Genomic DNA, 19,753 nt, shown 5'->3' with positions numbered 1-19,753 from the left:
ACCTTTAGCTTAGCCCAAAGCGGGCCAGGAGGGGAGGTAGAAAGAGGTAGAGGCCCATGAGGAGGGCGAGGAAGCTGGCCAAGAGCACCGCCGCCGCCGCGGTGTCCTTAGCCCTTTTGACCAGGGGATGGAATACCGGGCTCACCAGGTCGGCCAGGGCCTCGAGGGCAGTGTTCATGAGCTCCAGGGAAAGCACCAGGGCGCTGACCAATAGCACCGGCACCGGGTTCACCTCCAGCCAGAGGGCAAGCCCCAGGGCCAGAAGGGCCAGGTAGGCCTCGAGGCGGAAGTTGCGCTGCACCCGCCAGGCGTACAAAACGCCCTCCCAGGCGTAGCCCAGGGAGCGCCAAACCCCTTTTAGAGGCTGAGGATCCTCTCTTGGACGCGGCGGAACCCCTCCCAATCCTCCTCCTGCTGGTGGTCATGGCCCAGGAGGTGCCATAGCCCATGGGCCGCCAGGACCAGCACCTCCTCCTCCAGGGAAGTCCCTCGTTCCTCCGCCTGCCTCCTTGCGGTGTCCAGGCTGATCCAGATATCCCCCAGGTGGGGGGGTATGAAGGGGTCCCCCGGCTCGTAGTGGGGAAAGGAAAGGACGTCCGTGGCCTCATCCTCTCCCCACCACTGCCGCTTGAGGATCCGGATCCTGCGGTCCCCGGTGAGGATGACCGTGACCGCCTTGTCCCCCACGCCCAGCTCCTCCATCAGGGCAATAAGGGCCCGGCGGAGCCTGGGGATGAGGCCCCGGGGGGTACGCTTATTGGCTACGATCTCCACCACGCTCGGCTTCCTCGTAGGCCTTGATGATGCGGGCCACCAGGGGATGGCGCACCACGTCGGATTCCTTGAAATACACGAAGGCGATGCCCTCAATGCCCTCGAGGATGCGGATGGCCTCCACCAGCCCCGACCTTTGGTGCTTGGGGAGGTCGATCTGGGTGATGTCCCCGGTGATGACCATCTTGGAGGAGAAGCCCATGCGGGTGAGGAACATCTTCATCTGCTCCGGGGTGGTGTTTTGGGCCTCGTCCAGGATGATGAAGGCGTCGTTGAGGGTGCGGCCCCGCATGAAGGCCAAAGGGGCCACCTCGATGATCCCGGACTGGAGGTACTGCTCAAAGCGTTCGGCGTCGATCATGTCAAAGAGGGCGTCGTAAAGGGGGCGGAGATAGGGGTCCACCTTGGCCTGGATGTCCCCCGGCAAGAACCCCAGCTTCTCCCCTGCCTCCACCGCCGGCCGGGTGAGGATGATGCGCTTAACCCTTTTGGCCCGGAGGTGGCTCACCGCCATGGCCACCGCCAAATAGGTTTTGCCGGTGCCCGCGGGGCCTACCCCAAAGGTGATGTCGTGGTGGGCGATGGCTTCCACGTACCGCCTTTGCCCAGGGGTTTTGGGCCTGAGACGCCCCGGTAGCGCGAGCTCGGTCTCCGGGCTGGTGGCCTGGTACAGACCCTCCCCTTGCAGGGCCAGGGCCACCGCCTGTTCCAGGGTGGGGGGGTCCAGCTCGGCTCCCTGCCTTAGGAGGGCCAAAAGGTCCCGTACCGCCCGGTGGGCCACCTCCACCGCCTCCCCTTCGCCCTCCAGCTCCACCTGGTTGCCCCGCATGATGAGCTTAAGCCGATCGCCGAAAGCCTCCCGCAAGAGGGAGCGGAGCTTTTTTAGGTTCCGGTCCGCCTGGCCTAAAAAGGCCAGGGTTTCCTCTGGTTTTAGGGGGATCACCAGCCTTTGGGCTTCTTCAGGATTTCGTGCCATATCACCCCTTTCAAGATGCTTTCCCTATCGGTGGTGAGGAGTTTTTTCCGCGGGGGCTTCTTTCCCTCCTCCTCCGGCGGGGATGCCTCGCGGAACCGCACCTCCAAGGGTTGCCGCTCGAGGCTGGAGGGCCGCTCTAGACTCTCCGCCTCCGGCTTCCTGGGTGGGGGAAGGGACGAGGGCGGCGGGACCTTGGGCTTGGGCTTGGCCTTGGGCTTGGGGCGGGGCGGGGGTTCGGGTACGGGCAGCTCCTCGGGAAAGCCCGGGGGGGTGGGGGGAGGCTGGCCCCGGCGGCTTAGGCCCTGCAGGGCCGGGATGACGATGAAGAAGAGGAGGAAAAGGAGACCCAGGAGGTCGTCTAGGCTCATTCCTCACCCTCGGGCTTGGCGGCCCGGCTGATGGACTCCCGCATGTCCGTGTCGGCCTCAATGTTCTTCAGGCGGTAGTAGTCCATAACCCCAAGCCTTCCCGCCCGCAAGGCCTCCGCCAGGGCCAGGGGCACCTGGGCCTGGGCCTCCACCAGCTTGGCCCGCATGGCCTCCACCAGGGCCCGGTTCTCCTGCTCCGCGGCCACCGCCATGGCCCGGCGTTCCTCCGCCTTGGCCTGGGCGATCTTCTTGTCGGCCTCCGCCTGGTCGATCTGGAGCTGGGCCCCGATGTTCTTGCCCACGTCCACATCGGCGATGTCCACGGAGAGGATCTCAAAGGCGGTGCCGGCGTCCAGGCCCTTTTCCAGCACGGTTTTGCTGATGCGATCCGGGTTTTCCAGGACCTCCTTGTGGGAGTTGGCGCTGCCGATGGTGGTCACGATGCCTTCCCCCACCCGGGCGATGATGGTCTCCTCCCCGGCCCCGCCCACCAGGCGGTCGATGTTGGCCCTCACCGTTACCCGGGCGGTGGCCAGAAGCTGGATCCCGTCCTTGGCCACCGCGGCCACCATGGGGGTCTGGATCACCTTGGGGTTCACGGAGACCCGCACCGCCTCCAGCACATCCCGTCCCGCCAGGTCGATGGCCGCCGCCCGGTCAAAGGAGAGCTTGATGCCCGCCTTGTCGGCGGCGATGAGGGCATCCACCACCCGGTCCACATTGCCCCCGGCCAGGTAGTGGGCCTCGAGGCGGTCCAGGCGGACGTCCAGCCCCGCCTTGGTGGCCTTGATGAGGGGGTAGATGATCTTGGCCGGGGGAACCCGCCTTAGGCGCATGGCCACCAGGGTGATCAAGGGTACCCTGACCCCTGCGGCCCAGGCGGAGATCCAGAGGCCTACCGGGATGAAGCTGAAGAAGAGAAAAACGAGGATGAGAACAACAAAGGCCAGAAAGAGCACACCGAGTCCTTCCATATCATTCCTCCAAGGCTTCCACCACCACCGTGGGTCCCCTGACCTCCACCACCCTTAAGGTGGTGCCCTTGGGCAGGAAACCCCGGTTGGCCACCACATCGATGCGCTTGTTGCCGAAGCGGGCCACCCCGCCGGGCCTCAGGTCGGTGAGGGCCACGCCGATGGCGCCCACCTCCACCTCGTCCCCCGTGGCGTGCTCCGCGATGGCGCTTTCCAGCACCAAGGCCCTTGCCGGCCGGGTCCTGGGCAGGAAGCGGAAGACCAAAAGAAGACCAAGGCCAAAGGCGATCACCGCGATGGCGATGACCAAGAGGGCGTTCTCCCCAAAGGTGAAGTACACGGAGGCCAGGATGGATCCCACCCCCAAGGCGCCCGCGATGCCAAACCCGGGGAAGAGGAAGGCCTCGGCCAGGAGGAGGGCTACCCCCAGAAAGAAGAGAACCAGCTCGAAGGCCCCGGAAAGCCCGGCGAGCCATCCCCCGGCGAAGTAAAGGGCCAAAAAGGCCAGGCCCAGGGCCCCCATGACCCCGAAGCCCGGGGTGAAAAGCTCGAGGAGGAGAAGGAGAAGCCCGAGGGCCAAAAGAAGCCCCGCCACGGTGGAGCTGGTGAGGAACCGGGCCACCTGCACCCTAGGGCCGGGCTCGAGCCTTTCCGTCTCCAGGCTATACCCCGCCTGCCGCAGGGCCTCGGCCAGGCTTCCCGCCTTAAAGTCCGCCACCTTGAGCTCCACCGCCTTGTCGGCGGAGAGGGTGAGGGGCTCCCCCTTGGCGGAAAGCCCGGGGATTTCCAGGCTGGGGTCCACCATGGCCTCCGCCAGCTCCACCGGCCTTCCCCGAGCCTCGGCCACCGCGCGGAACTTCCCCTTGAGGGCAGAGATGATCTTCTGGTCCGCCGCCTGGGGTTGTTGCAGGGGCAGGGCCACCACCGGGAGGGCTGCGCCGATCTCCGAGCCCGGCAGCATGGCCACCTGCCGGCAGGAAAGGGCGATTAGGGCCCCAGCGGAAAAGGCGTTTTGCACCACGGCCAGGGTGGGAAGGGGGGTTTGCAGGATCCGGTCGGAGATGCGGATGGCGGCGTCCACCCGGCCCCCCGGGGTGTCGATGAGGAAGGCCACGCCGCTTGCCCCTTCCCGCTCGGCGCGGGTTAGGGCCTGCTCCACAAAGACCGCCAAGGCGGGGTCAATCTCCCCCTGGATGGGCACGAGATAGGTCTTCCCTAGGGCCAGGGGGAGGAGGAGGCATAGGGCAAGGAGCCTTTTCACCGCCTCCATTCTATACGGCTTGGGCGGGGAGTGGGGTGGGGTATCCTGGGATTCATGCTGCGCCTGGCGGTGTTGGGCAAACCCATAGCCCATTCCCTGTCCCCGGCCATGCACCGGTACGCCTTAAGGTCCTTTGGTCTCGAGGGCAGCTACGAGGCCTTGGAGACCCCCCTCGAGGCCCTGAGGGACCGCCTGGAGGAGGTGCGCCGGGAATACCGGGGCGTGAACCTGACCATCCCCCTTAAGGAGGCGGCCTTGCCCCTCTTGGACTGGGTGGCCCCAGAGGCCCGGGCCATCGGGGCGGTGAACACGGTGCTTTCCGTGGAGGGGAGGCTCCTTGGCTTCAACACCGATGCCCCAGGGTTTTTGCGGGCCCTGGGGGCCGGGGGGATCCCCCTCGTGGGCCCCGCCTTGGTCCTGGGGGCAGGGGGTGCGGGGCGGGCGGTGGCCTGGGCCTTGAGGGGGGCGGGCCTCGAGGTCTGGATCTGGAACCGCACCTGGGAAAAGGCCAAGGCCCTGGCGGAGGAGTTTGGACTAAAGCCGGTTCCCTTGGAACGGGCCCGGGAGGCCAGGCTCCTGGTCAACGCCACCAGCGTGGGGCTTAGGGATCCGCTAGCCACCCCCTTGCCGGCCGAGCTTTTCCCCGAGGAGGGGGCGGCGGTGGATCTCGTTTACCGCCCCCTGTGGACCCGGTTTCTCAAGGAGGCCAAGGAAAGGGGCCTAGGGGTGCAGACGGGGTTAGGCATGCTGGCCTGGCAGGGGGCCTTGGCCTTCCGCATCTGGACAGGCCTTCTCCCTGACCCCAAGGGCATGGAGGAGGCGGCCCGCCAGGCCCTGGAGGGGGAGTGAATGGCCTATACCCTGGCGGCCCCGGTGGTTCACGAGGAAAACATTCAGAAGAGCCGCTTCATCGCCAAGGCGGCCCCGGTGGCCTCGGAGGAGGAAGCCTTGGCCTTTTTGCAGGCCCAGCGGGAACCCCAGGCCACCCACAACTGCTATGCGTACAAGCTGGGCAACCTCTACCGCTTCTCTGACGACGGCGAGCCCGCGGGCACAGCGGGTAAGCCCATCCTCCACGCCATTGAGGCCCAAGGGCTGGACCGGGTGGTGGTTTTGGTGGTGCGTTACTTCGGCGGGGTCAAGCTGGGAGCCGGGGGGCTTGTCCGGGCCTACGGGGGGGTGGCCGCGGAGGCCCTGCGACGGGCTCCCAAGGTGCCCTTGACGCAGTGGGAAGAGGTGCGGTTTGTGGTCCCTTTTTCCCAGGTGGGCCGGGTGCACAGGCTTTTAGCCGCCCGCTCCTGGAGGGCTTCGGAGGAGTACCTGGCGGAAGGGGTGCGGTTTTGCCTAAGGGTTCCCGCGGAGGAAAGGGAGGCCTTTTTGCAGGAGCTCAGAGACCTCACCCGGGGGCAGGCGTACGCGGAGGGCTAGGGTAGCATAAGGGCGATGCTGCCCCTCTTTGAGCCCAAGGGCCGGGTGCTTCTGGTGGACGGCCACCACCTGGCCTACCGCACCTTTTTTGCCCTAAAGGGCCTCACCACCAGCCGCGGGGAGCCGGTCCAGGCGGTGTACGGCTTTGCCAAGAGCTTGTTGAAGGCGCTAAAGGAAGACGGGGATGTGGTGATGGTGGTGTTTGACGCCAAGGCCCCCTCCTTCCGCCACCAGGCCTACGAGGCCTACAAGGCGGGGCGGGCCCCTACCCCCGAGGATTTTCCCCGGCAGCTTGCCCTCATCAAGGAACTGGTGGACCTAATGGGGCTCATGCGCCTCGAGGTGCCGGGCTTTGAGGCGGACGACGTCCTGGCCACCCTGGCCAAGAAGGCGGAGGGGGAGGGCTACGAGGTGCGCATCCTCACCGCGGACCGGGACCTCTACCAGCTTCTTTCGGACCGGATCTCCATCCTCCACCCGGAGGGGCACCTGATCACCCCGGAATGGCTTTGGGAGAGGTACGGGCTTAAGCCCTCCCAGTGGGTGGACTACCGGGCCTTGGCCGGGGACCCTTCCGACAACATCCCCGGCGTGAAGGGCATCGGGGAGAAGACTGCGGCCAAGCTGATCCGGGAGTTTGGAAGCCTGGAAAACCTGCTCCAACACCTGGACCGGGTGAAGCCTGCATCCGTGCGGGAGAAGATCCTTAGCCACATGGAGGACCTTAGGCTTTCCCTGGAGCTTTCCCGGGTGCATGCGGACCTGCCCTTGGAGGTGGACTTCACCCGGCGCCGGGAGCCAGACCGGGAGGGGCTCAGGGCCTTTCTGGAGAGGTTGGAGTTCGGAAGCCTCCTCCACGAGTTCGGCCTGTTGGAAAGCCCGGTGGCGGTGGAGGAGGCTCCCTGGCCGCCCCCAGGGGGAGCCTTCGTGGGCTACGTGCTTACCCGCCCCGAGCCCATGTGGGCAGAGCTCAGGGCCTTGGCCGCGGCCTGGGAGGGGCGGGTTTACCGGGCGGAGGAGCCCCTCGAGGCCTTGCGGGGGCTTGGGGAGGTGAGGGGGCTTTTGGCCAAGGACCTGGCGGTGCTGGCCCTGCGGGAGGGGATTGCCCTGGCCTCGGGCGATGACCCCATGCTCCTCGCCTACCTCCTGGACCCCTCCAACACGGCCCCCGAAGGGGTAGCCAGGCGCTACGGGGGAGAGTGGACCGAGGAGGCGGGGGAAAGGGCGCTCCTTGCCGAAAGGCTTTACGCCGCCCTCCGGGAGCGGCTTAAGGGGGAGGAGAGGCTTCTTTGGCTCTATGAGGAGGTGGAAAAGCCCCTTTCCCGGGTCCTGGCCCACATGGAGGCCACGGGGGTTCGGTTGGATGTGGCCTATTTGCAGGCCCTTTCCCTGGAGGTGGAGGCGGAGCTTAGGCGCCTCGAGGAGGAGGTCCACCGCCTGGCCGGGCATCCTTTCAACCTGAACTCAAGGGACCAGCTGGAAAGGGTACTCTTTGACGAGCTGGGGCTTCCCGCCATCGGCAAGACGGAGAAGACGGGCAAGCGCTCCACCAGCGCCGCGGTTTTGGAGGCGTTGAGGGAGGTCCATCCCATCGTGGACCACATCCTCCAGTACCGGGAACTGTCCAAGCTCAAGGGCACCTACATCGACCCCTTGCCCGCCCTGGTCCACCCCAAGACGGGCCGGCTGCACACCCGCTTCAACCAGACGGCCACCGCCACGGGGCGCCTGAGTAGCTCCGACCCCAACCTGCAAAACATCCCCGTGCGCACCCCCTTGGGCCAGCGCATCCGCCGCGCCTTCATCGCCGAGGAGGGGTGGACCCTGGTGGCCTTGGACTACAGCCAGATCGAGCTCAGGGTCCTGGCGCACCTTTCCGGGGACGAGAACCTGATCCGGGTCTTCCAGGAGGGGCGGGACATCCACACCCAGACGGCCAGCTGGATGTTCGGCGTGCCCCCTGAGGCCGTGGATTCCCCCATGCGCCGGGCGGCCAAGACCATCAACTTCGGCGTCCTCTACGGGATGTCCGCCCACCGGCTTTCGGGGGAGCTGGCCATCCCCTACGAGGAGGCGGTGGCCTTCATTGAGCGGTATTTCCAGAGTTACCCCAAGGTGCGCGCCTGGATTGAGAAAACCTTGGCCGAGGGGCGGGAGAGGGGTTACGTGGAAACCCTCTTTGGCCGGCGGCGCTACGTGCCTGACTTGGCCTCCCGGGTGAAGAGCATCCGGGAGGCCGCCGAGCGCATGGCCTTCAACATGCCGGTGCAGGGGACCGCCGCGGATTTGATGAAACTGGCCATGGTGAGGCTCTTCCCCAGACTTGAGGAGCTGGGGGCCAGGATGCTTTTGCAGGTGCACGACGAGCTGGTCCTCGAGGCGCCCAAGGAGAGGGCGGAGGAGGTTGCCCAGGTGGCCAAGGGGACCATGGAGGAGGTGTGGCCCCTTAAGGTGCCCTTGGAGGTGGAGGTGGGCATCGGGGAGGACTGGCTTTCCGCCAAGGCCTAAGGGGCCCAGGTGAAGGGCCTCGAGGTTCCCGGGATGGCAGACCCCCCTGAGGCCGGGGTAGGGGACCGGGTCCCCCAGCTTACGGCGCATGGTGGAGGGAAACGTCCGGCAAGGAGTCCGGATAGCCCCGGGGGGGCCTGGGGTATATTCTTGCCCATGAGGCGTTACTTCGGCACTGACGGGGTGCGAGGGGAGGCGGGCAAGCCCCCCCTGACCCCTGGGTTCGTCCTGAGGCTCGGCCAGGCGGCGGGGGCCTATTTCCGCAAGGCGAGCCCCAGGCCGGTGGTCCTCTTGGCCAAGGATACCCGGGAATCCAGCGACCTTTTGGAGGCCGCCTTGGCGGCGGGGCTTCTGAGCCAGGGGGTGAGGGTGGAGCACCTGGGGGTCCTACCCACCCCGGGGCTTGCCTACCTCACCCGGCACCTTAGGGCCAGCGCCGGGGCCATGATCTCCGCCAGCCACAACCCTTACCAGGACAACGGCATCAAGTTTTTCGGGCCCGAGGGGGAGAAGCTTCCCGACCCGGTGGAGGAGGAGGTGGAGGCCCTCTTGGAAGAGGAGCACCCCACGCGGGGCATCGGTACCGTGGGGGATTTCCGGGAGGCGGAGAGGATCTACCTGGACTTCCTCCTCTCCCACGCCCCCGACCTTTCGGGCCTGAGGATCGGCCTTGACCTGGCCCACGGGGCCACCTACCGCCTGGGGCCCAGGCTCTTTCAGCGGGCGGGGGCCGAGGTGATGGCCTTCTTCAACACCCCGGACGGCCGCAACATCAACAAGGAGTGTGGCGCCACGGATCCCAGGGCCCTTTCCCGCTTCGTGGTGGAGCTGGGCCTGGACCTGGGCATCGCCTTTGATGGGGATGGGGATCGGGTGCAGTTCATAGACCGGAAGGGACGGCTTTTTCACGGGGACCACATCCTCTACCTCGCCGCCTTGGCCTTCGGGGAAAAGGGGGTGGTGGGAACGGTGATGAGCAACATGGGCCTCGAGGTGGCCTTGAGGGAAAAGGGGCTGGCCTTCCACCGGGCGGCGGTGGGGGACCGGTACGTTTTGGAGATGCTTAAGGAAAAGGGGCTGGCCTTGGGCGGGGAACCCTCGGGGCACGTGATCTTCCTCAGGCACCACACCACGGGGGATGGCCTCCTCACCGCCCTCCTCGCCCTGAAGGCCCTAAGGGCCCTAGGGGGGGATCTGGCGGATTGGTACGAGGCATTGCCCATGTACCCCCAGGTGCTTTTGAACGTGCGGGTTTCCGACAAGAATCGGATCATGGCCCATCCCAGGCTCAAGGAAGCGGTGCAGGAGGCGCAGGAAAGGCTTGGGGGCTTGGGCCGGGTGAACGTGCGCCCCTCGGGGACCGAGCCCGTGGTGCGGGTCATGGTGGAGGCCAAGGAGGGGGCGGAGGAGGTGGCGAGGGAGCTGGCCGCCTTGGTCTTACGCCTGGATGGGGAGTAAGCTTTAGGTGGTGAGTTACGGAAGGGCCCACCTGGAGGAGCGCCTTAGGCGGGCGCTGGCCGAGGCCATCGGTGGCCTGGAGGACCCCAGGCTTTTCCTCCTCACCGTGGAGGCGGTCCGCCTTTCCCCCGATGGCCGGGTGCTCACGGTGTACGTGGAGGCCTTTGCCGAGGAGGAAAAGGCCCTCGTGGCCTTAGGCCACGCCGAGGGAAGGCTCCTTTCCGAGATCGCCCGCAGGGTGCGGCTGCGCCACCTGCCCCGTCTGGAGTTCGTGCCGTGGAGAGCGAGACCCGCATAAAGGTGCGCTACGCGGAGACCGACCAGATGGGGGTGGTCCACCACTCCGTGTATGCGGTGTACCTGGAGGCGGCCCGGGTGGAGTTTTTGGAGAGGGCGGGCCTACCCTATCACCGGGTGGAGGCCCGGGGGGTGTTCTTCCCCGTGGTGGAGCTGGGCCTGACCTTCCGTGCCCCTGCCCGCTTTGGGGAGGAGGTCTTGGTGCGGACCCGCCTGGCCCACCTTTCCCGGCGGGACCTTCTCTTCCGCTACCGGGTGGAGCGGGAGGGCGTGCTGTTGGCCGAGGGTTTTACCCGCCACCTTTGCCAGGTGGGGGAGAGGGCCGGGCGCATCCCCGAGGACATCTACCAAACCTTGAGTATGCTACACTTAGGGTAGCATTGTGGGCATGAGCCACGACCCCTTCACGCTTTTTGAGCGGCACATCAATCCCGGCTTGGCAGGGTTGTTGCGCTTCACCGGTTTGGACCGGGTAGAGTCCCATGCGGAAGGCCCTTACGTCTGGGACACCACGGGCAAGCGCTACCTGGACTTTTTGGGCCTGTACGGCACCTTGAACCTGGGCCACCGCCACCCCAAGGTGCTGGCGGCGGTTAGGGCCCAGCTTGAGCGCATGCCCATGTCCGTGCGGGTCCTGGTTTCCGAGCCCACGGCGAGGCTTGCGGCGAAACTGGCGGAGATCACCCCCGAAGGCCTGGAAATGGTCTTCTTCGGCAACTCCGGGGCGGAGGCGGTGGAGGCCGCCATCAAGCTGGCGCGGGCCTACACGGGCAAGCCGGGCATCGTCACCACCCATGGGGGGTTCCACGGCAAGACCATGGGGGCCCTTTCCCTTACCCCCAAGCCCGAGTATCAGGATCCGGCCAAGCCCCTTCTCCCCGGGGTGAAGGCGGTGCCCTATGGGGACCTCGAGGCCCTGGAGGCCGCCATAGACGGGGAGACCGCCGCGGTGATCGTGGAGCCCATCCAGGGGGAAGGGGGGATCCGGGTGCCCCCGCAGGGCTACCTGAAGGGGGTGCGGGAGCTTACGCGGGCAAGGGGCGTCCTCATGATCGCCGACGAGGTGCAGACCGGCCTGGGGCGCACGGGGAGGCTCTTTGGGGTGGACTGGGAGGGGGTGGCCCCCGACCTCATGACCCTGGCCAAGGCCTTAGGGGGCGGGGTGATGCCCATTGGGGCCTGCGTGGGCCGGAGGGAGATCTTTGAGATCTTCCGGCAAAACCCCCTCTTCCACTCCTCCACCTTTGGGGGTAACCCCCTGGCGGCGGCGGCGGCCTTGGCGGCCATAGAGGTCACCCTGGAGGAGAACCTGCCGCAAAGGGCCCTGGAGATGGGGGAGTACCTGATGGCGGGGCTCAAGGGGCTTAAGGCCCAGTATCCTCACCTCATGGCGGACGTGCGGGGCCGGGGTCTCATGCTGGGTGTGGAGTTCGCCGATGCGGACATCGGCGCCTTGGTGGTGGCGGAGCTGGCGGAGAGGGGAGTGATCACCGCCTTTGGGCTCAATAACCCCAAGGTGGTGCGCCTCGAGCCCCCCCTCATCATCGGCAAGGAGCACGTGGACGAGGCCCTTTCGGCCTTCTCGGAGAGCCTTAAGGCCACGGAGAAGGCCCTGGAAGGCCTCTTGGGTTAGAATGCGGGAAACCTTACTGGAGTTTTTCAAAAGGACCGGCAAGCCCCACCGCCTGGAGGAGATCCTAAGGCGCTTTGGGCTGGAAAAGCGGGAGGCCAAGGCCTACCTTAAGGCCCTGGTGCGGGAAGGGCTGTTGGAGAAGAGGGGAAGCCAGTACTTCCTCCCCGCCCGGGTGCAGGGGCCCATCAGCCTCCACCGGGACGGGTATGGCTTTGTGCGCCTTCCCGAAAAGGACCTTTTCATCCCGCCCGGCTACACCCAGGATGCCTGGCCCGGCGACCTGGTGGAGGCCCGCGTCATGCCCCCTGGCCGGGACGGGAAGCCCTGGGGGGTGGTGGAGCGGGTGCTAAAGCGGGCCCGGGAACGGGTGGTGGGTACCCTGGATTTCCGCAAGGGGTATGCGGTCCTCTTGCCCGATGAGCCGGGCCTGCCCGAGCTCAGGCTTCTTCCCGAGGGGCTCCACGGCCTTAAGCGGGGAAGCCGGATCGTGGCGAAGGTTCACTATGGCCGGCGCCCTTACGGGGAGTTTTTGGAGTACCTGGGGGAGGGGGACGCCCCGGAGACGGAAACCGAGGCGGTGATCGCCAAGTACGGCCTAAGGGCCGAGTTTCCCCAGGAGGTGCTAAGGGAGGCGGAGGCCATTCCCCTGGAGATCCCCGAGGCAGAGCTTAGGAGGCGGCAGGACTTCCGGGGCCTCCGGGTCTTCACCATCGACGGGGTGGACGCCAAGGACTTTGACGACGCCATCCACGTGGAGCGCCTTTCCAAGGGGTACCGCGTCGGGGTGCACATCGCCGACGTGTCCCACTACGTCAAGGAGGGTAGCGCCCTGGACCAGGAGGCCTTCCTAAGGGGCACCAGCGTCTACCTGCCGGGGCGGGTCCTGCCCATGCTCCCCGAGAGGCTTTCCAACGGGGTGTGCTCCCTGAGGCCCCATGAGGACCGGCTGGTCCTCTCCGTGCTGGTGGAGCTGGACGAGGACCTTAGGGTGAGGCGGGTGCGCTTTGCCGAGGGGGTTATCCGCAGCGTGGCCCGGATGACCTACACGGAGGTGGAGGCCTTCGCCGAGGGCTTCGGACTGCCCGAGGAGCACGCCTTTTTGGCGGAGGATCTAAGCCTTCTCCTGGACCTTACCCAAAGGCTCAGGCAAAGGCGCCTCGAGGCGGGGTCCCTGGACTTCTCCTTCCCCGAGGTGAAGGTGGAGGTGGAGGAGGGCACCCTCCACCTCATCCCCCAGGAGGAGGCTAAGGCGCGTAGCCTTATCGAGGAGCTCATGCTCCTGGCCAATCGGGTGGTGGCCGAGCACCTGGTGAACAAGGGGCTTCCCGGGCTTTTCCGGGTGCACGAGGAGCCCCTGGAGGAGGCCTACGGAAAGCTCCGCCTGGCCTTGGCCCGGCTGGGGTATACCCTGCCGGAGAAGCTCTCCTCCAAGGCCTTGCAACGGGTCCTCCTCGAGGCCAAGGGCCGCCCCGAGGAGCCCGTGGTGGCCAACCTGGTCCTGCGCTCCTTGCGCCTGGCCCGGTACGCTGCCGAGAACCTGGGGCATTTCGGCCTGGCCATGGAGCACTACCTGCACTTCACGAGCCCCATCCGCCGCTATCCGGATCTGGTGGTGCACCGGGTGCTAAAGGCCATCCTTCGGCGCACCCTCACCCCGGCCAAAAAGGCCCGCTGGCTGGAAACCTTCCCCGCCATGGCCGAGCACGCCTCGGAGATGGAGAGGAAGGCGGAGGCGGCGGAGCGGGAGCTCACCAAGTACTACATGGCCAAGTGGGCGGAGCTCCACCTGGGGGAGCGTTTCCTGGGCAAGGTGACCGGGGTGGCCAGCTTTGGCGCCTTTGTCACGCTGAAAAACGGGGTGGAGGGTCTGGTGCGCCTCGAGGCCCTGGGCCCTTACAGCTACAGCGAGGAGGCCCTGGCCCTTTTGGGTCCCAAGGGCAAGAGGATCCGCCTGGGGGACGAGATGGAGGTGGTGATCGCCGCCGCCAACCCCAGGCTTCGGCAGATCGACCTCCTGCCCTACCGGGAGGGGGAAAAGAGGGAATCTTCCAGGGGGAAAACCCTGGTGAAGAAGGCAAAGGAGGTAGAAATGCGCAAGGTGGTAGGACCGCCTACGGATAAAAGCCGCGACAGCCGGCCTGAAAGGGCCACGGTGAACACCGTGTACTTCGGCGAGTGGGCTCCCAGGGAGGAGAAGGCCGGGGTGCACCGCCCGGTGAAGACCAGGGCCAAGAGGCGGCGCAGGCGCCGCTGACACCACCCCGCCTTGGCGAGGCCAGGACGGGAGCCCTGGGGGATCCCTGGGCCAGGCCTTGCCCTCCCCCCGCGGTATGGGGGGAAGGGGGCAAGCCCCACTAGGCGGGAGGGGCGGGGAAGACCAGGGTGCCGGCCCCCACGGCGGAGAGGGTGGGGGCCTCGAGGTCCAGGCGGTAGGCCAGGACCTGGCCCCGCTGGGCGGTGAGGAGGGGGGCTAGGCTTTTCACCACCTCCACGGCGTCCACGCGGGTGGGATTTCCCCCCAGGAAGGCCAGGGCGGCCTCCGGCTCTCCCTGGGCGAGCCTTTCCAAAAAGCCCAGGTCCCGCCTCCGGGCCTCCTCCGCCAGGGAGCGGGAAAGGGGTTGGTCGCCGAAGCGGGGCCCCACGTGGGAGAGGTCCACCGCCAGGACCAGAAGGCCGGGATGGTCCTTAAGGACCACCCTCAGGGCCTCCCCCAGCTCGAGGCTCCCGCGGCCCACCAGGAGGGGGAGGAGCTTAGCCTGGGGAAAGGCTCCCTTGAGGAAGAAAAGGGGTAGCTCCAGGCTGTGCTCCTCCCGGAAGGCCAGGGGGGTGTTGAAGAGCTCGTAGGGCAGGAGGGCGTCCAGGGCCTGCAGGGCGGCAAGGTCGGGCTCCGCGGGGCCAAAGGGAGTTTGGAAGGGAACGGGGAGGGCGGCGGCCTTCTCCCTCAGGGGCCGGTGGGCCACCCCCACCAGGTAGACCCGCTCGGGTTCCGGTATGCCCTCCAAGGCTGCCAGGGCGGCTCCGTAGGCCTCGGGCACCCGGCTCGGCTCCAGATGGGGAAGCAGGAGGATGGAGGGGTCCCCTTGGGGCCTTGGCCCCGGGAAGCTGGCCCGGAAGGCCTGGAGGAAGGCCCGGGCCTCCCGTTCCCCTTGGGGGTAGGAAAGCCCTGCCAGGCGCATGGGGCGCTCCTTTTTCAGCTTGTCCTCTTCCTCCTTAAGCCGCCTCTCCACCTCCTCGGTAAGGAGCAGTCCGGCCTCCTCCAGGGCCTTGACCAGCTCCTCCAGCTCCTTCTTAGGTACCAGCACCCCGTGGGTTTTGAATACCTCCTCCTGCACTTCCTCCAGGGTGCGTCCCTCCAGGAGGGAGAGGAGGAAAAGCCCTCCTTCCGTAAGGGCCAGGGGTTTGGGGAAGACCCCGTAGGGGTCGGAAACCAGGAACCCCCCCTCAATAGGGGTGATCTGGGGTTCCCGCAGGCGTATCCGCTCCATGGCCCTTCCAATATAGGAGAAAGGCCTTGGCCTCTTCTGGGGTCGTAACCCTTCCCTCCACCTGGGCCAAGAGGAGGGCTTCCAGGGCCTTCCCCACCAGGGGGCCGGGCCTTAGGGAAAGGAGGGCCATCACCTCCTCCCCGGAAAGGAGGGGACGGGTGGGCAGGGGCTGGGATAAGGCCTTTTGGTAGGCTTCCAAGACCCCCCAGGCCTCCTCCTCCACCCCCCTTGTGCCCAGGCGGTCTGCGGCCATGAGGTAAACCAGGTGGGGCAGAAGGTCCTTTCGGCGGAAGAGAAAGCGCCGGAGGGCTTTGGCCTCGTCTGGTAACCGGTCCATGTGGCGACGCACCAAAGCCTCCACCTTTTCCACGGCCTCCTTGGGAAAACGGAGCCAAAGGAGGGCAGCCTTGGCCATCTCCGCCCCCACCTCCGCATGCCCCAGGAAGCGGAAGCGGCCCACCTGGGGGTCAAAGCGGCGGGTTAAGGGCTTGCCCACGTCGTGGTACAGGGCGGCCAGCCGGGCCTCCAAGGGGGCCTCGGGCCAAAGCCAGACCAGGTGGAGGACCACGGAGAGGGTGTGCTGCCAGCCATCCAGATGATGGACGCCCCCCTGCTTAAGGCCCACCAGGGGGCGGAGCTCGGGGAGGTAGAGGTCCAAAAGGCCCGTGCGCTCCAAAAGATGAAGGCCCCAGGTTGCCCTTGGGGAAAGGAGGAGTCGGATCAGTTCCTCCTTCACCCGCTCCCGGGCGGGAAGGGCCTCGAGGTGGTCCTGGAGGAAGCGGGCATGGCGGGAAAGGGCTTTTCGGGTTTCCCCGGGCAGGCCAAGGCCCAGGCTGGCGGCCAGGCGCACCGCGCGGAGGCTTCGCAGGTGGTCCTGGTAGAAATTGGCCTCCCGTACGGGAACCAGCACCCTCTTGGAGAGATCCCCTCCCGCCCCTGGGATACCAAGGATGCGGTTTTGCCTCCAGATAAGCGCATTTAGGCGGAAGTCCCGCTTGAGGAGGTCCTCCTCCAGGCTGCCCTCTAAGGGGGAGAAGTCCAGGACAAGGCCACCCGCCACCAGGCGGTACTGGCCCCGTTCCTCGTCCAAGGGGAAAAGGGTGCCCCCCAGGTGGTTTTGGGCATCCTCTGCCGCCTTCCTCGGGTCCTCTGCCACGAAGTCCAGGTCCTGGGGCCTCCTTCCCAGAAGGAGGTCCCTTAGGACACCCCCCACGGGGATGGCCCCCTTGGGGGTATAAAAGGGGAAGTCCCTATGGGCGATAGGGCGAAGCACCCCATCATTATCGGCATTACCGGGAACATCGGAAGCGGCAAGAGCACGGTGGCCGCCCTCCTCAGGTCCTGGGGCTACCCGGTCCTGGACCTGGACGAGCTGGCCGCAAGGGCCAGGGAGAACAAGAAGGCGGAGCTTAAGCGGCTTTTCCCCGAGGCCTTTGCCGGCGAGGAACTGGACCGCAGGGTGCTGGCCCAGCTGGTCTTTTCCCACCCGGAAAGGCTAAGGGCCCTCGAGGACCTCCTCCACCCCGAGGTGCGGAGGCTGTTGGCCGAGGAGTTGGGCAGGATCCAGGCCCCCCTGGTTTTCCTGGAAATCCCCCTTCTTTTTGAGAAGGGTTGGGAAGCCCGTCTGGATGGGACCCTTTTGGTGGCGGCCCCTGTGGAGGAGCGGGTGAGGCGGGTGGTGGCGCGCTCCGGGCTTTCGCCGGAGGAGGTCCTGGCCCGGGAAAGGGCCCAGATGCCCGAGGAGGAGAAGAGGAGGCGGGCCACCTGGGTTTTGGAGAACCGGGGAGGGGTTGAGGAGCTGGAAGAGGGGTTAAGGGGGGTTTTGTCCCGGATCAAGGAGCGCTTTGGGCTAAGCTAGGGGGCATGAGGGTGGCCTTGGTATCGGGGGCGAGCCGGGGCATCGGGGAGGCCATCGCCCGGCTTCTCCACGCCAAAGGGTACCGGGTGGGCCTTTTTGCCCGGGATGGAGGTAGGCTTGGGGCCTTGGCCTCGGAGCTAGGGGAGGGGGCCATGGCCTTGCCTGGGGACGTGCGCTCCTTTGGGGACTGGCAGAGGGCGGTGGCAGGCCTCGTGGAGGCTTACGGCCGGCTGGACCTCCTGGTCAACAACGCCGGGATCGGCGTGATGAGGCCCGTGGCCGAGCTCAGCGAGGAGGAGTTCCGCCAGGTTTTGGAGGTGAACCTGGTGGGGCCCTTTTTGGGCCTCAAGGCGGCTTTGCCTGCCCTCTTGGCCTCGAGGGGGGTGGTGGTGAACATCGCCAGCCTGGCGGGTAAGAACGCCTTTAAGGGCGGGGCCGCCTACAACGCCAGCAAGTTTGGGTTCTTGGGCCTCATGGGGGCGGCCATGCTGGAACTTCGGGAAGCTGGGGTGCGGGTGGTGAATATCCTGCCCGGCTCGGTGGATACGGGTTTTGCCGGCAATACCCCGGGAGCATCCTGGAAGCTTTCCCCAGAGGATGTGGCCCAGGCGGTGCTCTTTGCGGCGGAGATGCCGGAGAGGGCCTTGGTGAGCGAGATGGAGCTCCGCCCCACCCATACCGCTCCCCGGGTGGATTAAGCTACGGCTATGGCCTTGCCCAAGAGGCTTCAGGAAGCCCTGGACCTGATTCGGGCCATGCCCAAGGAGCTTAAGGCCCAGGTGCTTCTGGAGTATGCCAGAAAGGTGCCCACCCCGCCCCCTGGGGTGGAGCTGGAACGGGTGCATGAATGCCAGACCCCCTTCTTCCTGAGGGCGGAGGTGGAGGAAGGCAGGGTTAGGCTTTACTTCCTCGTCCCCCATGAAGCCCCCACGGTAAAGGCCTTTGCCGGGCTTCTCAAGGAGGGCCTCGAGGGCGAGCCCCCAGAGGCGGTGCTTTCCGTGCCCCCCACCTTCTACCAGGGGGCGGGGCTAGAGGAACTCCTCACCCCCTTGCGCCTAAGGGGCCTCGAGGCGGCCCTCCTGCGGCTCCAAGCCCAGGTGCAAAGGGCCCTTTCCTAGCCCATGTTCCTAGCGCTTTTCCTTGGGTACTTCCTGGGTAGCTTGCCCATCGCCTACTGGTTTGGAGCCCTGCGGGGAAGGGATCTCCTGCGGGAGGGGTCGGGCAACCCAGGAGCCCTGAACGCTTACCGGGTGCTGGGTCCCGTGCCGGGTTTCCTGGTTCTCCTTCTGGACCTCTTCAAGGGGATCCTGGCCGTGGCCCTGGGAGAGGGGGTGGCGGGAAGCCCTCTGGGCGGCCTTGCCGGGGGCGTGGGGGCGGTGTGGGGGCATGCCTTCTCCCCCTGGCTCCTCCTCAAGGGGGGAAAGGGCCTGGCCGCGGGGGCCGGGGTGCTCCTTGCCGTGGACCCCCGGCTTCTCCTCCTTTCCCTCCTGCTTTTCGCCATGCTTTTTGCCCTTTTCCGAAGGCCCTACCGGGTGGCCCTGGCCGTGGCCCTGGCCCAGCCCTTCCTGGCCAGCGTTCTGCACCCGGTTCCCCCTTACCTCCTTTTCGGGTTAGGGCTCGGTCTTCCCGTGGCTTTACGCCACCTCAAGGACTGGCAACGGTAGTCAGTAGGGGAGGGGCCAGGTGCGGAAGTAGTTGCGGATTCTTCCCCAAAGACCCACCAATCCCAGGGGTTCCAGGATCAAAAAGGCCAGGATGAGAAGGCCAAAGACCACGTTGCGCCAGGCCGCCAGGGTGGCGGCGTACTGGGGGCCCAGGGACCCCACCAGGCTGTTTAAGACCTCGGGGATGAGGAGGACGAAGAAGGCCCCCAATACCGCCCCCAGCACCGTGCCCGCCCCGCCCACGATGACCATGGCCAGGTACTGGATGCTCACCGTGAGGGGGAAGTACTCGGGGGTCACCGCCTTGTAAAGCTGGGCCAGAAGTCCCCCGGCCACCCCGGCGTAGAAGGCGGAGAGGGCGAAGGCCAGAAGCTTTACCCGCACCAGGTCTACCCCCGCCACCCGGGCGGAGAGGTCGTTGTCCCGCACGGCCATGAAGGCCCGGCCCGCCCGGGTCATGAGGAGGCGCTTGCCGTAGAAGAAGAGGGGTAGGGCGAAGAGGAGCACCAGGTACCAAAGCCTCCCAGGGGTGTCCAGGGTTAAGCCGAAAAGCTCCGCAGGGGGGAGGGTCCGCCCCCGGATGCCCCCCGTCACCCCTTCCCAGTTTTTGAAGACATAATCCGCCAGGAACTGGAAGGCCAGGGTGGCGATGGCCAGGTACACCCCCTTGATGCGCAAGGAGGGGAGGCCCAGCACGAGGCCCAAGAGGGCGGCGATGCCTCCCCCAAGGAGGATGCCCAAGGGAGCCAAGGGGCCGTGGAGGTGGCTTGCGGCGTAGGCTCCCACCCCCATAAAGGCGGCGTGGCCCAAGGAGATCTGCCCCGCACCCCCCACCAGGAGGTGGAGGCCCAGGGCGCTTAAGGCCCCGATGGCCACTAGGGTGGTCACGTACATGGGATAGGGGGGGAGGAGGAGGGGAAGAAGAAGGAGGAGGACCAGGAAAACCCCGAGGGCCAAACGCCCAAGGGGCGTGCTGGCGTAGGCCTCGTCCTGCCGGTAGGTTTCCCGCACCGCACGGGCAAAGCGGCGGCTAAAGGCGTCGGTGAGCCCTTTGGCGAGGTGGAACATC

General features: G+C 66.7%; 21 protein-coding genes. 12 read left to right on the top strand and 9 right to left on the bottom strand.

The window, feature by feature from the left end; genetic code table 11:
* Positions 1-4 precede the first annotated feature (4 nt).
* From L0C59_RS08045 to L0C59_RS08020, 6 genes are read right to left on the bottom strand one after another with little or no spacing between them, the layout of a single operon-like run.
* Positions 5-403, bottom strand: coding sequence for a diacylglycerol kinase (locus L0C59_RS08045; RefSeq protein ID WP_243090843.1), 399 nt, complete (start codon positions 401-403; stop codon positions 5-7).
* Positions 358-777, bottom strand: coding sequence for an rRNA maturation RNase YbeY (ybeY, locus tag L0C59_RS08040; protein WP_243090842.1), 420 nt, complete (start codon positions 775-777; stop codon positions 358-360). Before ybeY ends, L0C59_RS08045 begins: the two co-directional genes overlap by 46 nt.
* Positions 755-1,750 carry a PhoH family protein gene (locus L0C59_RS08035; RefSeq protein ID WP_243090841.1) on the bottom strand — a complete coding sequence of 332 codons (996 nt, stop codon included), beginning with the start codon at positions 1,748-1,750 and terminating at the stop codon, positions 755-757. The genes ybeY and L0C59_RS08035 overlap by 23 nt, the downstream gene beginning before the upstream one ends.
* Positions 1,714-2,118, bottom strand: a complete 405-nt coding sequence (locus tag L0C59_RS08030) for a hypothetical protein (protein WP_243090840.1) — start codon at positions 2,116-2,118, stop codon at positions 1,714-1,716. Before L0C59_RS08030 ends, L0C59_RS08035 begins: the two co-directional genes overlap by 37 nt.
* Positions 2,115-3,092 (bottom strand): flotillin-like protein FloA, encoded by a 978-nt coding sequence (gene floA / locus L0C59_RS08025; RefSeq protein WP_243090839.1) that lies wholly within the window; start codon positions 3,090-3,092, stop codon positions 2,115-2,117. Before floA ends, L0C59_RS08030 begins: the two co-directional genes overlap by 4 nt.
* A 1-nt stretch (position 3,093) precedes the next feature.
* Complete coding sequence (locus L0C59_RS08020; protein WP_243090838.1) at positions 3,094-4,362, bottom strand: NfeD family protein; 1,269 nt, start codon at positions 4,360-4,362, stop codon at positions 3,094-3,096.
* Positions 4,363-4,407: 45 nt separating this feature from the next.
* Between L0C59_RS08020 and aroE the strand changes: the two genes are divergently transcribed.
* The 8 genes from aroE (at position 4,408) to rnr (ending at position 13,931) form a co-directional block, all read left to right on the top strand.
* A complete protein-coding gene (aroE, locus tag L0C59_RS08015; RefSeq protein ID WP_243090837.1) occupies positions 4,408-5,202 on the top strand; it encodes a shikimate dehydrogenase in 795 nt (264 codons plus the stop codon).
* A complete protein-coding gene (locus L0C59_RS08010) occupies positions 5,203-5,781 on the top strand; it encodes an IMPACT family protein (protein WP_243090836.1) in 579 nt (192 codons plus the stop codon). It abuts the gene before it with no gap.
* A gap of 6 nt (positions 5,782-5,787) precedes the next feature.
* Positions 5,788-8,289 carry a DNA polymerase I gene (gene polA / locus L0C59_RS08005; protein WP_243090861.1) on the top strand — a complete coding sequence of 834 codons (2,502 nt, stop codon included), beginning with the start codon at positions 5,788-5,790 and terminating at the stop codon, positions 8,287-8,289.
* A 156-nt stretch (positions 8,290-8,445) separates the two neighbouring features.
* Positions 8,446-9,747 (top strand): phosphoglucosamine mutase, encoded by a 1,302-nt coding sequence (gene glmM / locus L0C59_RS08000; protein WP_243090835.1) that lies wholly within the window; start codon positions 8,446-8,448, stop codon positions 9,745-9,747.
* A 10-nt stretch (positions 9,748-9,757) separates the two neighbouring features.
* On the top strand, positions 9,758-10,045 hold the full coding sequence (locus L0C59_RS07995) for a ribosome-binding factor A (RefSeq protein WP_243090834.1): 288 nt from the start codon (positions 9,758-9,760) through the stop codon (positions 10,043-10,045).
* A complete protein-coding gene (locus L0C59_RS07990; RefSeq protein WP_243090833.1) occupies positions 10,024-10,422 on the top strand; it encodes an acyl-CoA thioesterase in 399 nt (132 codons plus the stop codon). Before L0C59_RS07995 ends, L0C59_RS07990 begins: the two co-directional genes overlap by 22 nt.
* Positions 10,423-10,432: 10 nt before the next feature.
* Positions 10,433-11,677, top strand: coding sequence for an aspartate aminotransferase family protein (locus tag L0C59_RS07985; RefSeq protein WP_243090832.1), 1,245 nt, complete (start codon positions 10,433-10,435; stop codon positions 11,675-11,677).
* 1 nt (position 11,678) lies between these two features.
* On the top strand, positions 11,679-13,931 hold the full coding sequence (gene rnr / locus L0C59_RS07980) for a ribonuclease R (RefSeq protein ID WP_243090831.1): 2,253 nt from the start codon (positions 11,679-11,681) through the stop codon (positions 13,929-13,931).
* Between the two features lie 100 nt (positions 13,932-14,031).
* On the opposite strand, the gene amrB is transcribed toward rnr, so the two are convergent.
* Both amrB and L0C59_RS07970 read right to left on the bottom strand, forming a co-directional pair.
* Complete coding sequence (amrB, locus tag L0C59_RS07975) at positions 14,032-15,162, bottom strand: AmmeMemoRadiSam system protein B (RefSeq protein ID WP_243090830.1); 1,131 nt, start codon at positions 15,160-15,162, stop codon at positions 14,032-14,034.
* Positions 15,119-16,435 carry an HD domain-containing protein gene (locus tag L0C59_RS07970; protein ID WP_243090829.1) on the bottom strand — a complete coding sequence of 439 codons (1,317 nt, stop codon included), beginning with the start codon at positions 16,433-16,435 and terminating at the stop codon, positions 15,119-15,121. The genes amrB and L0C59_RS07970 overlap by 44 nt, the downstream gene beginning before the upstream one ends.
* On the opposite strand from L0C59_RS07970, the gene coaE reads away from it, so the two are divergent.
* From coaE to L0C59_RS07950, 4 genes are read left to right on the top strand one after another with little or no spacing between them, the layout of a single operon-like run.
* Positions 16,415-17,020, top strand: coding sequence for a dephospho-CoA kinase (gene coaE / locus L0C59_RS07965; protein ID WP_243090828.1), 606 nt, complete (start codon positions 16,415-16,417; stop codon positions 17,018-17,020). The two genes, L0C59_RS07970 and coaE, sit on opposite strands and share 21 nt — an antisense overlap.
* 5 nt (positions 17,021-17,025) lie before the next feature.
* Positions 17,026-17,718 (top strand): SDR family oxidoreductase, encoded by a 693-nt coding sequence (locus L0C59_RS07960; RefSeq protein ID WP_243090827.1) that lies wholly within the window; start codon positions 17,026-17,028, stop codon positions 17,716-17,718.
* Positions 17,719-17,727: 9 nt separating this feature from the next.
* Positions 17,728-18,138 (top strand): SufE family protein, encoded by a 411-nt coding sequence (locus L0C59_RS07955; RefSeq protein WP_243090826.1) that lies wholly within the window; start codon positions 17,728-17,730, stop codon positions 18,136-18,138.
* A gap of 3 nt (positions 18,139-18,141) precedes the next feature.
* A complete protein-coding gene (locus L0C59_RS07950) occupies positions 18,142-18,684 on the top strand; it encodes a glycerol-3-phosphate acyltransferase (RefSeq protein WP_243090825.1) in 543 nt (180 codons plus the stop codon).
* On the opposite strand, the gene L0C59_RS07945 is transcribed toward L0C59_RS07950, so the two are convergent.
* Positions 18,685-19,752, bottom strand: coding sequence for a branched-chain amino acid ABC transporter permease (locus L0C59_RS07945; RefSeq protein ID WP_243090824.1), 1,068 nt, complete (start codon positions 19,750-19,752; stop codon positions 18,685-18,687).
* Position 19,753 lies beyond the last annotated feature (1 nt).

It is taken from the genome of Thermus neutrinimicus, from assembly GCF_022760955.1.
Taxonomy (GTDB): Bacteria; Deinococcota; Deinococci; order Deinococcales; family Thermaceae; genus Thermus; species Thermus neutrinimicus.
This window is presented reverse-complemented; position numbering and strand designations above follow the sequence as displayed.

What these genes read in the sequence shown, in the direction of transcription:
- floA (WP_243090839.1), bottom strand. Translation starts at nt 3,092, where the DNA reads ATGGAAGGACTCGGTGTGCTCTTTCTGGCCTTTGTTGTTCTCATCCTC.
- aroE (WP_243090837.1), top strand. Translation starts at nt 4,408, where the DNA reads ATGCTGCGCCTGGCGGTGTTGGGCAAACCCATAGCCCATTCCCTGTCC.
- L0C59_RS07955 (WP_243090826.1), top strand. Translation starts at nt 17,728, where the DNA reads ATGGCCTTGCCCAAGAGGCTTCAGGAAGCCCTGGACCTGATTCGGGCC.
- L0C59_RS07960 (WP_243090827.1), top strand. Translation starts at nt 17,026, where the DNA reads ATGAGGGTGGCCTTGGTATCGGGGGCGAGCCGGGGCATCGGGGAGGCC.
- rnr (WP_243090831.1), top strand. Translation starts at nt 11,679, where the DNA reads ATGCGGGAAACCTTACTGGAGTTTTTCAAAAGGACCGGCAAGCCCCAC.
- amrB (WP_243090830.1), bottom strand. Translation starts at nt 15,162, where the DNA reads ATGGAGCGGATACGCCTGCGGGAACCCCAGATCACCCCTATTGAGGGG.
- glmM (WP_243090835.1), top strand. Translation starts at nt 8,446, where the DNA reads ATGAGGCGTTACTTCGGCACTGACGGGGTGCGAGGGGAGGCGGGCAAG.
- L0C59_RS08035 (WP_243090841.1), bottom strand. Translation starts at nt 1,750, where the DNA reads ATGGCACGAAATCCTGAAGAAGCCCAAAGGCTGGTGATCCCCCTAAAA.
- L0C59_RS08030 (WP_243090840.1), bottom strand. Translation starts at nt 2,118, where the DNA reads ATGAGCCTAGACGACCTCCTGGGTCTCCTTTTCCTCCTCTTCTTCATC.
- L0C59_RS08020 (WP_243090838.1), bottom strand. Translation starts at nt 4,362, where the DNA reads ATGGAGGCGGTGAAAAGGCTCCTTGCCCTATGCCTCCTCCTCCCCCTG.
- L0C59_RS08010 (WP_243090836.1), top strand. Translation starts at nt 5,203, where the DNA reads ATGGCCTATACCCTGGCGGCCCCGGTGGTTCACGAGGAAAACATTCAG.
- L0C59_RS07945 (WP_243090824.1), bottom strand. Translation starts at nt 19,752, where the DNA reads ATGTTCCACCTCGCCAAAGGGCTCACCGACGCCTTTAGCCGCCGCTTT.
- L0C59_RS07985 (WP_243090832.1), top strand. Translation starts at nt 10,433, where the DNA reads ATGAGCCACGACCCCTTCACGCTTTTTGAGCGGCACATCAATCCCGGC.
- coaE (WP_243090828.1), top strand. Translation starts at nt 16,415, where the DNA reads ATGGGCGATAGGGCGAAGCACCCCATCATTATCGGCATTACCGGGAAC.
- L0C59_RS07950 (WP_243090825.1), top strand. Translation starts at nt 18,142, where the DNA reads ATGTTCCTAGCGCTTTTCCTTGGGTACTTCCTGGGTAGCTTGCCCATC.